The 14,732-nt window shown below is 35.0% G+C and carries 16 protein-coding genes and 2 tRNA genes; 10 read left to right on the plus strand and 8 right to left on the minus strand.

Annotated features, from left to right (window positions below; genetic code table 11):
• Positions 1 to 44: 44 nt before the first annotated feature.
• The 7 genes from J2W95_RS03770 to J2W95_RS03800 all read left to right on the plus strand — a co-directional run bounded on the left by J2W95_RS03770 (position 45) and on the right by J2W95_RS03800 (position 3,411).
• Positions 45 to 407 carry a DUF983 domain-containing protein gene (locus J2W95_RS03770; protein ID WP_310004092.1) on the plus strand — a complete coding sequence of 121 codons (363 nt, stop codon included), beginning with the start codon at positions 45 to 47 and terminating at the stop codon, positions 405 to 407.
• Between the two features lie 51 nt (positions 408 to 458).
• Positions 459 to 779 (plus strand): DUF6370 family protein, encoded by a 321-nt coding sequence (locus J2W95_RS03775; RefSeq protein ID WP_310004094.1) that lies wholly within the window; start codon positions 459 to 461, stop codon positions 777 to 779.
• Positions 780 to 1,355, plus strand: a complete 576-nt coding sequence (locus J2W95_RS03780) for a Crp/Fnr family transcriptional regulator (protein WP_310004096.1) — start codon at positions 780 to 782, stop codon at positions 1,353 to 1,355.
• Positions 1,356 to 1,513: 158 nt separating this feature from the next.
• Positions 1,514 to 2,230, plus strand: a complete 717-nt coding sequence (locus J2W95_RS03785; protein ID WP_310004097.1) for a pirin family protein — start codon at positions 1,514 to 1,516, stop codon at positions 2,228 to 2,230.
• Between the two features lie 253 nt (positions 2,231 to 2,483).
• Positions 2,484 to 2,768, plus strand: coding sequence for a GNAT family N-acetyltransferase (locus J2W95_RS03790; protein ID WP_310004099.1), 285 nt, complete (start codon positions 2,484 to 2,486; stop codon positions 2,766 to 2,768).
• Positions 2,768 to 3,178 (plus strand): OsmC family protein, encoded by a 411-nt coding sequence (locus J2W95_RS03795; protein WP_310004102.1) that lies wholly within the window; start codon positions 2,768 to 2,770, stop codon positions 3,176 to 3,178. Before J2W95_RS03790 ends, J2W95_RS03795 begins: the two co-directional genes overlap by 1 nt.
• 2 nt (positions 3,179 to 3,180) lie before the next feature.
• Positions 3,181 to 3,411, plus strand: coding sequence for a (4Fe-4S)-binding protein (locus J2W95_RS03800; RefSeq protein ID WP_310004104.1), 231 nt, complete (start codon positions 3,181 to 3,183; stop codon positions 3,409 to 3,411).
• Here J2W95_RS03800 and J2W95_RS03805 read toward each other — a convergent pair.
• Together J2W95_RS03805 and J2W95_RS03810 are read right to left on the minus strand one after the other, a co-directional pair.
• A complete protein-coding gene (locus tag J2W95_RS03805) occupies positions 3,408 to 3,965 on the minus strand; it encodes a sugar O-acetyltransferase (RefSeq protein WP_310004106.1) in 558 nt (185 codons plus the stop codon). The two genes, J2W95_RS03800 and J2W95_RS03805, sit on opposite strands and share 4 nt — an antisense overlap.
• Before the next feature lie 66 nt (positions 3,966 to 4,031).
• The gene (locus tag J2W95_RS03810; RefSeq protein ID WP_310004108.1) at positions 4,032 to 5,498 is read right to left on the minus strand and encodes a glycoside hydrolase family 130 protein; all 1,467 of its coding nucleotides are present in this window, start codon (positions 5,496 to 5,498) and stop codon (positions 4,032 to 4,034) included.
• A 466-nt stretch (positions 5,499 to 5,964) separates the two neighbouring features.
• Here J2W95_RS03810 and fabD point away from each other — a divergent pair, with 466 nt between their 5' ends.
• Entirely contained in the window at positions 5,965 to 6,837 is an 873-nt protein-coding gene (gene fabD / locus J2W95_RS03815; RefSeq protein WP_310004110.1) for an ACP S-malonyltransferase, read from the plus strand.
• A 106-nt stretch (positions 6,838 to 6,943) separates the two neighbouring features.
• Here fabD and galE read toward each other — a convergent pair whose 3' ends face one another.
• The gene (gene galE / locus J2W95_RS03820) at positions 6,944 to 7,957 is read right to left on the minus strand and encodes a UDP-glucose 4-epimerase GalE (RefSeq protein WP_310004112.1); all 1,014 of its coding nucleotides are present in this window, start codon (positions 7,955 to 7,957) and stop codon (positions 6,944 to 6,946) included.
• Positions 7,958 to 8,003: 46 nt separating this feature from the next.
• Positions 8,004 to 9,134, minus strand: a complete 1,131-nt coding sequence (locus tag J2W95_RS03825) for a DegT/DnrJ/EryC1/StrS family aminotransferase (protein WP_310004114.1) — start codon at positions 9,132 to 9,134, stop codon at positions 8,004 to 8,006.
• Positions 9,135 to 9,396: 262 nt separating this feature from the next.
• On the opposite strand from J2W95_RS03825, the gene J2W95_RS03830 reads away from it, so the two are divergent.
• Positions 9,397 to 10,629, plus strand: a complete 1,233-nt coding sequence (locus J2W95_RS03830; protein ID WP_310004116.1) for a 3-deoxy-D-manno-octulosonic acid transferase — start codon at positions 9,397 to 9,399, stop codon at positions 10,627 to 10,629.
• 241 nt (positions 10,630 to 10,870) lie between these two features.
• A complete protein-coding gene (locus tag J2W95_RS03835) occupies positions 10,871 to 11,083 on the plus strand; it encodes a hypothetical protein (RefSeq protein WP_310004118.1) in 213 nt (70 codons plus the stop codon).
• A gap of 162 nt (positions 11,084 to 11,245) precedes the next feature.
• On the opposite strand, the gene J2W95_RS03840 is transcribed toward J2W95_RS03835, so the two are convergent.
• The 4 genes from J2W95_RS03840 to mutS form a co-directional block, all read right to left on the minus strand.
• Complete coding sequence (locus tag J2W95_RS03840; protein ID WP_310004120.1) at positions 11,246 to 11,593, minus strand: YegP family protein; 348 nt, start codon at positions 11,591 to 11,593, stop codon at positions 11,246 to 11,248.
• A 123-nt stretch (positions 11,594 to 11,716) separates the two neighbouring features.
• Positions 11,717 to 11,802: transfer RNA gene (locus tag J2W95_RS03845), tRNA-Leu, on the minus strand.
• A gap of 11 nt (positions 11,803 to 11,813) precedes the next feature.
• A tRNA-Gly gene (locus J2W95_RS03850) sits at positions 11,814 to 11,889 on the minus strand.
• Between the two features lie 144 nt (positions 11,890 to 12,033).
• Entirely contained in the window at positions 12,034 to 14,640 is a 2,607-nt protein-coding gene (gene mutS, locus J2W95_RS03855) for a DNA mismatch repair protein MutS (RefSeq protein WP_310004122.1), read from the minus strand.
• Positions 14,641 to 14,732 lie beyond the last annotated feature (92 nt).

Below are 14,732 nucleotides of genomic sequence, written 5' to 3' on the forward strand. Positions count from 1 at the left end.
CATCTGCGACACCAATAAAAAATACCTTTGAAAAAAATAAAAAAATGTCACACACAATTGTCCACATCCTAAATAACGAATGCCCTCATTGTCACGAAGGAAAAGTATTTAACGAAAAGAACATCTTCCTAAATATTGGTTTTCCAAAAATGAATCAATATTGTCCCCATTGTCACTTTAAATTCGAGAAAGAACCAGGCTATTTCTTTGGAGCTATGTATGTAAACTATGGCTTAACCGTAGCGCAGGGAATTGCAACTTATTTAATTGCTCAACAATTTTTCACAGAAAGGTTCGACTTAAGAATCATTGCCATTATTGCTTTTGTTATAGTGTCAATGGCTTCTTTCAATATTCGTCTTTCAAGATTGTTATGGATTTATATGTTTAAAAACTATTCCATTTAGAATTAGAGACAAAGTAAAATCCTTAACTTAGGGCTTTCAAATTCCTTCTATATGAAAAATCTATTCTCAATCGTATTATTATTTACAGCATTAATATCAAGTGCTCAAGAAAAAAAAGAGACATTAAAACCTCAAATAGTTGAAGTTTCCTGTGGTGAATGCCAATTTGGTTTGAAAGGAAAAGGCTGTGATTTGGCCGTTCGAATCGATGGCAAAGCCTATTTTGTGGATGGAACCAAAATTGACGAACATGGAGACGCGCATGCCAAAGATGGTTTTTGCGAAGCCGTTAGAAAAGCGGAGGTTACAGGAAAAATAGTAAACAATCGTTTCCAAGTTTCCTCCTTTACTTTACTACCAGAGCAAAAATAAATGACTTTAATACTCAAAAATATTGAGCAACATGTAACGCTCACAGTTCAAGAAAAAGAGCTTTTCCTGTCCAAAACAGAAATACAGACTTATAAGGCTAAAACCATTTTATTGAATAGTGGTGCGATTTGCAAACATTCCTATTTTGTAAATTCGGGTATTTTGCGCAGTTTCAACATTAATGATAATATTGTAGAACATGTGTTGACTTTTGCCTGCGAAGGTTGGTGGATAGGCGACCTGTATAGTTTGCTTTCGCAAAAGCCAGGCAATCTGTTCATCGAAGTTTTGGAAGATGCCGAAGTAGTTTTATTATCCAAAGAAAATCAAGAAATACTCTATCGGGAAATCCCAAAGCTAGAACGTTTCTTCAGAATACTTACCGAAAATTCATTAGTCGCAAACCAAGAACGTTTAATGGACAACCTCAGCCTAACCGCCGAGGAACGTTTTGAAAAATTCAACAAAAAGTATCCCACTCTCATTCAAAAAATTGCCCAAAAACAAATTGCTTCTTATTTAGGAGTTACCCCCGAGTTTTACAGCAAAATGAAATCGAGATTACTTAGAAAATAGTTGGCAGTACTCAATCCTATCGATTGCAAACTGTTATCTGCTATCTGCAAATTATACTCTCTTCTCAACACTAGAAAAAACTTCTTAATCTAGGTTAAGTGTCCTTCGCTTCCATAGGATATAAATTTGTATAACAAAAATCACTAAATTTATACATCATGAAAAATACAGTTTTACACAAAGCCGACACAAGAGGACACGCAGATCACGGATGGTTAAATGCTTATCACAGTTTTAGCTTTGCAAGTTGGTACAATGCGGATAAAGTTCAATTTGGCGCTTTACGTGTTTTAAACGACGACACTATTGACGGTGGAATGGGTTTTGGCACACACCCGCACGACAATATGGAAATTATCACTATTCCGTTGGAAGGAGATTTGGCTCACAAAGACAGTTTAGGAAATACTGAAGTAATAAAAACAGGTGACATACAAGTAATGAGTGCCGGGACTGGAGTTCAACACAGTGAATTCAATCCAAATGCTGATCAACGCACCAAACTTTTCCAAATTTGGTTATTCCCAAAAACCAGAAATGTAGAACCTCGTTACCAACAAATCACTTTAGACACTACAGAACAGAAAAATAATTTTGCACAAATATTATCTCCAAACCCTGATGATGCCGGAGTATGGATTCATCAAGATGCTTGGTTTCATTTAGCCGATTTTGAAGCTGGCTTTTCTAAAAACTATGAGCTTAAAAAAGAAGGAAACGGTATGTATATTTTTGTAATATCTGGAACAATAACTGTTGACGGTCAGGAATTGGAAACTCGTGACGGTTTTGGTGTAACAGATTTCAAAACTTTGGATATCAAAGCAACAACTGACGCGAAATTTCTGTTAATGGAGATTCCGATGACTTACTAAAAATAAATACTGAGTATCTAAGAAACTAAGTTTCTGAGATGTGTTAGATTATCATTTGGAGCAGAAACATTAGGCATTTTTGGAAATATAGTCCCGCTTTCCTTTACAATCTTATAAGCCGAACCCCGGCTTATAAGGATTTTCACTGCAATCGGGGCTAAAGGAAGAAATTTTACTTTTTAGCTATCATAAAACAAACACTATTAATCAAACTTAGAGCCTTAGCCTCTTAGTAACTTAGCAACTTTAAAAAATGACTGACACAGTAAATTTAGAATTCAATGAGAAAAACGGTAATTTCAACATTACTTCCGAAGGCAGGAAAGTAGCTTTGATGACTTTTGTATTTGCCGGACCAGATAAAATCATCATTGATCACACCGAAGTATCTCCAGTATTCAACGGAAAAGGATTGGGTAAAAAATTAGTAGAAAAAGCGGTTGAAGTAGCACGAGAAAAAAAATGGAAAATTGTTCCGTTATGTCCTTTTGCCAAAAAAACTTTTGACAGAAATCCGCAATTTAACGATGTATTGTAATGGAAGATCTTTTAGAAAATGATATACTTGGTCGCATCGGCACTCAAAAGTACTTATGCAACATCACTTGGAGAAACGGGCAATTCCTTATGGACGAACCTGAAAGTGTTGGCGGAAAAGATTTAGGAATGGATCCATTTTCAACCTTAATAGCTTCTTTGGCAGGCTGTACACTTTCGACTCTAAGAATGTACATTGACAGAAAAGAATGGATTATCCCCGAAATAAATATTGCACTAAATTTGTATCAGGAAACAATAGCAGGCGAATTGACAACAACAATAAGAAGAAACATTACTTTTTCGGGAGAAGTTACTCCCGAGCAAAAAGAACGATTGCTAGTCATTGCTGATAAATGTCCGATTTCAAAATTACTTAAAGGAAAAACAATCATTAATACCTCAATTTAGTCATGGATCCAAAAGACATCAAAAAAGAATATACCAATGGTGAAGTAACCATTGTCTGGCAATCAGGGAAATGCATTCATTCTGCAAATTGCGTACACAATAACCCAGACGTTTTTAAACCAAAAGAGCAACCTTGGATTACACCCGAAAGTTCAACTACAGAAAAAATTATTGAAACTATCAACAAATGTCCTTCAGGAGCATTGAGCTTTTACATGAATAAAAAGGATTAATCCACGTTCAGTTTCCGAATCACTTTAGCTGGATTACCCACTGCCAACGAATTTTCGGGAATATCCTTGGTTACTACAGACCCCGCACCAATTACACAACCTGCTCCAATAGTAACACCCGGACAAATAACGGAGTTCCCTCCTATCCAACAATCATCACCAATGGATACGGGTTTTGAACTTTCTACAGTTCTTCTTTCAATAGCATTCAGCGGATGTGTTGCTGTATAAATATGAACTCCCGGTGCAAAGAAAACATTATTTCCAATAGTCACTTTCATCGTGTCCAAAACCACACAATTGACATTGAAATACACATTCTCCCCCGAATGAATATTGTATCCATAATCACAGTGAAACGGTGGTTCTATATACAATCGTTTATGTGAATTCGGCATTAACTCCCTAAGAATCGCACGTGATCTCCCGTTCATCAAATATTCAGTGACATTCAATTTATGCAATAGTTTTTTTGCTCTGGTACGCTCTTCACTAAGCTGTTTATCATTGGCAAAATAAATTTCGCCCAAAAGCATTTTTTCTTTTTCCGTCATTTTATATAAAATTCTATTGTAATCAATATTTATAACCCAATTTAAATTAAACTGATTTCGCAGTAACTACTTTTTACTATTTTTCAAAGCAACCATTAATTCCACCATATCCACCACGGCATAAGTAGAAGAATAATCAGAAACTGCATAAGGCAAAATTAAGCTGTTATTATGAATTATCGAACCACAAGAATAAACAACATTGGGCACGTATCCTTCACGTTCATCTTCCAAAGGAGTTAACAAAGGCTCAGGCAATCTGCCAATTTCCTTTGAAGGGTCATTCAAATCAAACAATGACACACCTATACAATAACGTCTCATTGCCCCTACTCCATGTGTAATCACCAACCATCCTTCTTGTGTCCATAAAGGAGAACCACAATTCCCAATTTGAGTATATTCCCATGGATATTCGGGTCTCTGAATAATTTGTGGATCTTTCCATTCGTTGGGACGTGCCGAATACATCAGATAATTATTGACTCCATCTATTCTACCCAGCATAGCATATTTACCATTTATTTTCTTAGGAAACAACGCCATCCCTTTGCTCTGCGACCCTTCACCATGCAAAGGCATCACTCGAAACGTATAAAAATCTTCTGTGGTAATCAATTTTGAAAGGATGGAATGTCCATTATAGGCAGTATAAGTTCCCATTAAACTTTCAGAACCATCATCATCAACAAAACGAACAAAACGAGCATCTTCAATCCCGCGACTCTCAACATCAGATACTGGAAAAATAACACGCTCAGAAATATCGGAATCATGCTTGAATTGTATGTCATAAAACGAATCCAACAACCAAATCACTTCTTCATAAGCTTCTCGCTTTTCTTTACTAATATTTGGATCCGTTAATTCTATTTTCAGCAAATCTTTGAAAACAGAATACTCAAAGACATCTGGCAAATCACACATTATGGAAGAATAAATATCCAGTGTATGCATTTCTGCTAATTTGGACAAAACTCTCTTTTTATTGAACATCATTTTATGCGAAACCTCTGCCTTTTCAATACTATCTCCAATTCTCATCATCCTTAGATTATTGTCTTTATCAATAATTCCTCTTCTAAATACGATGGAAGAAACATGTCCCTCACCTGTAGCCCGAAACGAAAGAATTACACGTTTCTCTCCCTTTTCTAAACTCGATTGATCAAAATCTTCTACTATTGAAGGATTAAAAAACGCAGCAGATTCAATGGAATATTCCATTGTAAGATACGAGCCAATAAGCATTTTTCTTTCTTCTGAAAGTTCCTCATAATTTATTTGCATTTCTTCAATTATGGGCCTAACGTTACCGCAATGTTTATAAAATAAAGACGAAATATTCCGGTGCCGTCTTGCAAATTCTCTGTGTATCTGTTCCAAAGTATGATTAACCTGTTGATCGTCCATAACCAATATACGATTAATCAATTCTTTGGTTCTATCTTCTCCACTCATAAAATATCGAGCGACAACTCTACTAGAATCAGGTAAAAATTTTACATTCTTTCGAATAACGGAGACTTTCATAAATTTATTTTTTTAATTAAAGTACAATAAGTAAATGCTTTTTTATAAAAAACATCCTGATTAAATTACAGAAATATATTCTATTTTCATCCATTTAAAATCAAACAGATTTCCTCAATTTTGAACGTACTTTTTGAAAAGCTAAATACTAAAGAATACAAAAAAATATTGATTTTCCATCCAAAAACTCACTCAAATATACGAAATAAAGGACTTATTAAATTGATTTCAAATCAATTACAAACAGTATTTTTTACTTCAATATTCTTATAAAAAACAAAACAATCTTTATTAGTCCTGATGGAAGGGAAAATCCCGCGCTTTTGGGCGCGGATTGGAATAACAGCAGGAGAATTGTTCTTAATAAGCAAAAAATTGCTGCTCCTAAAAAAAGTAGTACTTTTGCAGTCGGTTTTTTGATTTCACTTTTAAAAAACTGAAACTTTTAAACAAAAAAACAAAAAATATGAAGGCATACGTATTTCCAGGTCAAGGAGCACAGTTCACGGGAATGGGCAAAGACTTATATGAAAACTCACCATTAGCAAAAGAATTATTCGAAAAAGCAAATGAAATCTTAGGCTTCCGCATCACTGACATTATGTTTGAAGGAACGGCTGAGGAATTGAAAGAAACCAAAGTAACACAACCGGCAGTTTTTTTACACTCGGTTATTTTGGCCAAAACATTGGAAGATTTCAAACCAGAAATGGTAGCAGGACACTCTTTGGGAGAATTCTCAGCATTGGTTGCCAATGGCGCTTTGTCTTTTGAAGACGGATTAAAATTAGTTTCACAACGTGCCTTAGCAATGCAAAAAGCTTGCGAAATCACTCCGTCAACAATGGCTGCCGTTTTAGGATTGGCAGACAATATCGTTGAAGAAGTTTGTGCATCTATTGATGGTGTCGTAGTGGCAGCTAATTACAATTGTCCTGGACAATTAGTGATCTCAGGAGAATTTTCTGCAGTAGAAAAAGCCTGTGAAGCAATGAAAGCAGCTGGTGCAAAACGTGCATTATTATTACCTGTTGGAGGAGCATTTCACTCACCAATGATGGAACCTGCAAGAGAGGAACTTGCTGCTGCAATTGAAGCGACTACATTCTCTACTCCTATTTGCCCAGTATACCAAAACGTGACGGCAAGCGCAGTATCTGATGCAAACGAAATCAAGAAAAACTTAATTATTCAATTGACTGCTCCAGTACGTTGGACACAATCGGTTCAACAAATGATTGCCGATGGTGCAACTTTGTTTACAGAAGTAGGTCCAGGAAAAGTATTGGCTGGTTTGATTGGAAAAATTGACAAAGAAGCTGCTACAGCGAATGCTTAAATCTTAGACTCCAGATTGCAGTTTTTAGATTTCAGAATAAAGACAAAAATCCCAAATTATCTTCGATAGTTTGGGATTCCGTTTTTTCTAATCTGTTTTCTGAAATCTAACTTCTAATCTTCTGCTCCCATTTCCAGGCGCTGGCCATGGCTTCATCTAAAGTTGATTCTGCTTTCCATCCCAACACATTATTGGCTTTGTCAGTATTAGCATAAGCTTCGGCAATATCACCATCTCTGCGGGGAACAATTTTAAAAGGAAGTTTTTTACCACTTACTTTTTCGAAACTACGAATCACTTCCAAAACTGAACTTCCTGTTCCAGTTCCTAAATTGAATGTTTCTACTTTGTCAAGATTCTTTTTATTCAGCAAACGCTGTAATGCAATAACATGGGCTTTAGCCAAATCGACTACGTGTATGTAATCCCTAATACAAGTTCCGTCTGGCGTAGGATAATCATCTCCAAAAACAGATAATTCCTGACGCAAACCAAACCCAGTTTGGGTAATAAAAGGCACTAAATTTTGTGGCACACCTAATGGTAATTCCCCAATCTCAGCAGAAGGATGTGAGCCAATCGGGTTGAAATAGCGCAACAAAATTGCATTGATACTTGTTACTTTGGCTACATCGACTATGATTTCTTCGCCTATTTGTTTGCTGTTTCCATAAGGAGACATGGCAGTTTGTACAGGTGCGTTTTCAGTTATTGGCATTATTTCCGCTTGACCATAAACAGTACAGGATGAACTAAAAATAAAATTAGCTTCTGGCTTTTTTTCTAATTCCTGCAAAATATAAACCAACGTTCCTAAGTTGTTTTCATAATACAACAACGGATTTTCAACACTTTCGCCTACAGCTTTGGAAGCAGCAAAATGAATAACTCCATTAACATCATTATGCTTTTTGAAAAAATCTTGCACGCTTTTTTTCTCACGTAAATCCAACTTTTCGAATATTGGCATTTTTCCTGTAATGGCAACAATTCCTTTTAAAACTTCCTCCGAAGAATTCGAAAGATTATCTACTATAACCACTTCAAAACCCTCATTTTGTAATTCAACTACGGTATGAGAACCAATAAAACCTAAACCTCCTGTTACTAGTATTTTCATGCTTGCTTTTATAAAAAAGACGCTATAAATAGCGTCTCTGTTGAAATTATTTTAAATATTCCAGAACTGAATCCGTTATAAATTTAATTTGTTCATCATCAAGTTCTGTATGCATTGGTAATGAAATTACTTCTTTTACCAATTGGTTCGTTACTGGAAAATCTTCTTCTTTGTAACGAACATCCAAATAAGCTTTTTGTAAATGCAATGGAATTGGATAATAAATTGCACATGGAATTCCTTTATCCAACAAATGTTGCATCAATCCATCACGATTTGCATTGACAATTCGCAAAGTATATTGGTGAAAAACATGATCATCTCCATTTGAATCGAACTCTGGAATCACAATATTAGAGTGCCCAGATAAAGCCGCATTATATTTCTGAGCTGCCTCACGACGTGCATTATTGTATGAGTTCAACAAAGGTAATTTAGCATTAAGCACAGCTGCTTGAAGACTGTCCAAACGAGAATTCACTCCCACAACATCATGATGGTAACGTTCGTACATTCCGTGATTTACAACACCTCGAATTATATGCGCCAAAGCATCATCATTGGTAAAAATAGCTCCACCATCTCCATAACAACCTAAGTTTTTTGATGGAAAGAAAGAAGTAGAAGACACATGTCCAATAGTCCCGGCTTTCTTTTTTGTCCCATCCGAAAATGTACAATTAGCTCCAATGGCTTGTGCATTATCTTCGATTACGTACAAATTATGTTCTTTGGCGATAGCCATAATTGCTTCCATATTGGCAGCTCGCCCAAACAAATGAACTGGTACAATTGCTTTTGTTTTTGGAGTAATCGCTTTTTTGATAGCCTCAATAGAAATATTCATATTAACCAAATCAACATCAACTAAAACAGGCGTCAACTGCAATAAAGCTATTACCTCAACTGTAGCAGCAAAAGTAAAATCGGCAGTAATAACTTCGTCTCCAGGCTTCAAACCTAGTCCCATCATCGCGATTTGCAAAGCATCGGTTCCGTTCGCACAAGGAATAACATGCTTAACATCTAAATATTCTTCTAATGATTTTTGAAACGCATGAACCTGGGGTCCATTAATATAAGTATTGGTATCCAAAACTTCTTGAATCGAAGCATTTACAGTCGCTGAAATCTTATCGTATTGACTTTTTAAGTCAACCATTTGTATTTTTTTCATGTATTCTTTTTTAGCATCCTATGCCTTTCACAGGAACAATTAATAGAAGTAAACTTGTTTTTAAGATCAAATTACACTCAATTTAACCATCCGAAATAAGCACAACAAAAATAGTTATTTAAAGAGTTTAAACCAATGAAACCTACAATAAAAAATATTTTTCCGCTGAAATAAAAAGTGGGTTCCTGACAACCATAATTTAAACATTTATTAAGGAAGAAAATAACACAAAGAAAATGTATTTTTACAAAAAAAATTATCGATGCATTTTCTTTATAATTTAACCACTCTATTCACCCAGTTTTTATTAAAAATCGTTGCACTTTTCAGTCCTAAAATGAAACTTTTCGTTGATGGAAGAAAAGATGTTTTCACGATTTTAGAACAAAAAATATCCGCTAAAGACCAAACCATTTGGTTTCATGCGGCTTCTTTAGGTGAATATGAACAAGGACTCCCTGTGATTGAAAAAATCAAAGACAAATATCCTTCCCATAAAATTGTAGTTACCTTTTTTTCGCCATCAGGCTATGAAGTTCGTAAAAACAATACTGTTGCCGACACTACAGTTTATCTACCTTTGGACACTCCAAAAAATTCCAAACGATTTATAGAATTAGTACATCCAGACCTTGTTTTCTTTATCAAATATGAGTTTTGGATTAATTATTTAGACCAATTGCAAAAGCAAAACATTTCCACTTATTTAATTTCGGGGATTTTTAGAGAAAAGCAATTATTCTTCAAATGGTATGGTGGCTTTTACAGAAAAGCATTAGACACTTTTACCCATTTTTTTGTTCAAAATGAAAACTCAAGAAAACTAATTAGCTCGCTTGGAAAAACAAATGTCACCGTTTCTGGCGACACCCGATTTGACCGAGTTGTAACCATCTTAGAAAAAGACAACACCCTAGACTTTATAGCTCAGTTTAAAGACAACAAAACAACAATCGTAATAGGAAGTTCGTGGCCTAAAGATGAAGCAATACTTTCAGAATACATCAATTCATCTAATAATGATGTTAAATTCATTATTGCACCTCACAATATAAAACTTGAACAAATCAAACAACTACAAAATAGCATTACTAAAAAAACGGTACTATTTTCAGAAAAAGAAAACAAAGATTTATCCCAGTTTGAAGTTTTTATAGTTGACACTATTGGCATATTGACTAGAATCTACAGTTATGGTGACATTGCTTATGTAGGTGGTGGTTTTGGAAATCCAGGAGTACACAATTTGTTGGAACCGGCAACTTTTGCAATCCCAATAGTAATTGGTCCAAATTATTCTCATTTTGAAGAAGCTATCAATTTAGTGAAAATTGGAGGTTGCATTTCAATAAACGATTCCAAAGAACTCGAAATAGCCTTCTCAACCTTAATTCAAAACACTGATCTAAGACATCAAAAAGGAGAAATTTGCGGTACTTTTGTACAAAAAAACAAAGGAGCCACTAATCGAATTTTAAAAGAAATAACTCACTAAAAAAGCTCAAAATAAAAAAACTAAAGCTGTTTTTAGACAAATAAAAAGGAAGCATAAATCCACATAAAACAGGACAATATTTTACACTTTGTAATTATTTACCTATTTTTTATTCCCTAAAAGAAAAAGCTAACACCTTGATTGAAAATTATTTTTAAAAAATAAATGAAAAAATATTTTACATATTAAAAATTTTATATCTTTGCCACGAATTAATAATTAACCTTTATATTAAATTAAGATGAAAAAAGTATTTTTAAGTTTAGCTGCTGTTGCTGTATTAACTGTTGTATCATGTAAAAAAGCTGACGCTCCTGCTGAAGAAACTGTAGCTGTAGATTCTACTGCTGTTGTTGCTGATACTGCTGCTGTTGTTGCTGACACTGCTGCTGTAGTTGTTGATTCTGCTGCTGCTGCACCTGCTGCAACTCCTGCTGCTGCTCCAGCTAAGTAATTTCAAATTACGCTAGAAAAAAATAAGCTGCATTCAATGCAGCTTTTTTTATATCTATATCTCAGTGAATTTATCTTTTCACCCTTATAATGAGATCCAAAAAAAATACCATCACGAAATCGTGATGGTATTTTTTTTTAACCTTATCAAATCTAAAAAAAATTAATCCAAAAATATCAAGTCATTATCAGAGAAATCCAAAATTTCCGAAACTGATGCATATTTCATGATTTCGTCAATCCCTTTCTGAACCCGTAATTCGGTCGTATATTTTCTACTCAAAGCAAAAGGAGCTCCATCCAAAAAAAGCCTAAAAAAATACTTTCCCCCAGCCGATTTGTGCTTATCAAAAGTCGCTAAATTAATATTGCTTTTAAAATACTCAACCGCTTCCTCACATTCAAACTTAAGCTCATATTTCATACTCGTAAAAATGACTTTCCCTTTCCTTGAAGTAAACACAAACTTATATTGATCATCAAATCTTTTACTAATCACAAAAGCCCCCATTTAATTTCAGATTTAAGAATTTAGATTGCTGATTTTTAGATTTTACACCACATACATTCAAACCAACTAACCATACAGTTTTACAAATAAAAAAAGCTCCAAACATAGTTTGAAGCTTTCTTGTACTCAGAGCGGGACTTGAACCCGCACGAACATTGCTGTTCACTGGATTTTAAGTCCAGCGTGTCTACCAATTTCACCATCCGAGCATTATGGCATTTGGAGCGAAAAACGGGGCTCGAACCCGCGACCTCGACCTTGGCAAGGTCGCGCTCTACCAACTGAGCTATTTTCGCATTTCATTCTTAAAAAGAACCGCAATACTTGTTTCATATTGCGGTTGCAAATTTAGAACTTTTATTCAATTACACAAACCTTTTTCTCAAAAAAAATAAAGATAAAATTTAATGTTCTGACAACGATAACTTTAAATCAAAAAACTACTTCCTTGATAACATTCTTTTAATCTCATTGAGTTTCATCAGTGCCTCAACAGGAGTAATGGCATTAATATCCAAATTAACGATCTCTTCTTTGATTTCTTCCAACAAAGGATCATCCAGATTAAAGAAACTCATCTGCATTTCTTCCTTTTCCGATTTTATACCGTTCAACACATCACTCGAATGGTTTTTCTCCAACTTCTTCAACATTTTTTGTGCTCTTGAAATTACCAATTGAGGCATTCCTGCCATTTTAGCCACATGAATACCAAAACTGTGTGCACTTCCTCCTTTCACTAATTTTCTAATAAAAAGCACTGTGTCCTTTAATTCTTTTACAGAAACATTGTAATTCTGAATTCGAGGCATTGTCTCACTCATTTCATTCAATTCGTGATAATGCGTCGCAAACAACGTTTTCGGTTTGGACGGATGCTCATGCAAAAACTCAGCGATCGCCCAAGCGATTGAGATTCCGTCATAAGTACTCGTTCCTCTTCCAATTTCATCTAGCAAAACCAAACTTCGATCGGATATATTATTCAAAATTGAAGCAGTTTCATTCATTTCGACCATGAAAGTGGATTCTCCCATCGAAATATTATCTGATGCACCAACTCTGGTAAATATCTTGTCTACAATTCCCATTCTGACACTTTCTGCAGGCACAAAACTCCCCATTTGAGCAAGCAATACAATCAAAGCCGTTTGACGCAATATAGCCGACTTACCCGACATATTTGGACCAGTAATCATAATCAATTGTTGTATTTCCCTATCTAAGAAAACATCATTTGTTATATAAGGAACACCAACAGGCAATTGCTTTTCAATTACAGGATGTCTTCCATCTTTAATTTCCAGTTCGAATGTTTCATCAATCTCAGGACAAACGTATTTATTTTCTATCGCCAATTGGGCAAAACAGCACAAACAATCCAACTGCGCTACCAAATTAGCATTCATCTGAACCGGCTTGATGTACGTAGCCACCCAACTCACTAATTGTTCGAATAAATCACTTTCAATCTTTTGGATTTTCTCTTCCGCTCCCAGAATTTTAGTTTCATATTCTTTAAGCTCCTCGGTAATATAACGTTCAGCGCTTACTAAAGTTTGTTTCCTGATCCATTCTGCAGGGACTTTATCTTTATGCGTATTTCTAACTTCGATATAATACCCAAAAACATTATTGAACGATATTTTCAATGACGAAATTCCAGTACGTTCCGATTCCCTTTTTTCGATTCCTTCCAAAAACTGTTTTCCAGAAGTGGATATTGCACGTAAATCATCCAATTCGGCATTAATCCCTTTTGCAATAGCATTCCCTTTTGCAATAGCAACTGGCGCATCCTGATTTAAGGTAATTTGTATTTTTTCACGTAACAAATCACAACTATGCAAACTGTCTCCAATTACTTTTACAGCTTCTTGAGGACTAGACAAAGCCAAAGTCTTAATCGGAATAATAGCATCCAAAGACTCTTTTAAATAAACCACCTCACGAGGCGAAACTTTTCCAGTCGCGATTTTGGAAATCAAACGCTCCAGATCCGAAATCTGTTTGATTTGATTTTGAATATTTTTTAAAACATCTTGATTTTCTTTTAAATAAGAAACCACTTGATGACGGCTTTTTATTTTATTAGCATCTTTTAATGGTAATGCCAACCAACGTTTTAACAAACGGCCTCCCATTGGCGAAAGCGTTTTATCAATTACATCTAATAACGTAACGGCATTAGGATTATAACTATGGTACAATTCCAGATTCCGAATCGTGAATCGATCCATCCAAACATAGGCATCCTCAGCAATTCGATGGATTGCCGTAATGTGTTGTACCCTGTTATGCTGAGTTTCGGACAAATAATAAAGAATAGCACCTGAAGCAATAATTCCTTCTCTCAATTCCTCAATACCAAAACCTTTTAAAGAAACGGTTTGAAAATGTTTGGTTAGCGTCTCAAGAGCATAATCCTCCTTGAAGATCCAATCTTCCAAATAGAAATTATGAAAATCCTCCCCGAAAGTTTCACGGAATTCGCTTTTATTATTTTTTGGAACCAAAACTTCACTTGGGTTGAAATTCTGAAGCAATTTATCTATGTATTCGGCATTTCCTTGAGCGGTTAGAAATTCGCCAGTGGAAACATCCAAAAAGGAAACACCAATCATTTTATTGGCAAAATAAACAGCTGCCAAAAAATTATTCGTTTTGGAATGCAAAACTTCATCATTCATAGAAACTCCAGGTGTCACAAGTTCCGTAACACCTCGTTTAACAATAGTTTTAGTCATTTTTGGATCTTCCAATTGATCACAAATGGCCACTCGAAGTCCAGCTTTGACTAATTTAGGCAAATATGTATTGATAGAATGATGCGGAAAACCAGCCAACGCAGTCTCAGTCTCAGATCCCGCTCCTCTTTTGGTCAATGTAATCCCTAAAATTTTTGAAGCCCGAACGGCATCTTCTCCAAAAGTCTCATAAAAATCCCCAACACGAAATAACAAACAAGCATCAGGATATTTCCTTTTGATTTCGTTGTACTGCTTCATTAATGGAGTCTCCTTAACTATCTTATCTTTTGCTGCCAAAATTGTTATATTTGAATGAATAAAAAACTCAGCGAATTTATAATTTTATACCACAAAAAACTAAGCCGAAAAAAATTAAATTAGTTTTAAGA

This window comes from Flavobacterium granuli (assembly GCF_031456055.1).
In the GTDB taxonomy this organism is placed as follows: Bacteria; Bacteroidota; Bacteroidia; order Flavobacteriales; family Flavobacteriaceae; genus Flavobacterium; species Flavobacterium granuli_A.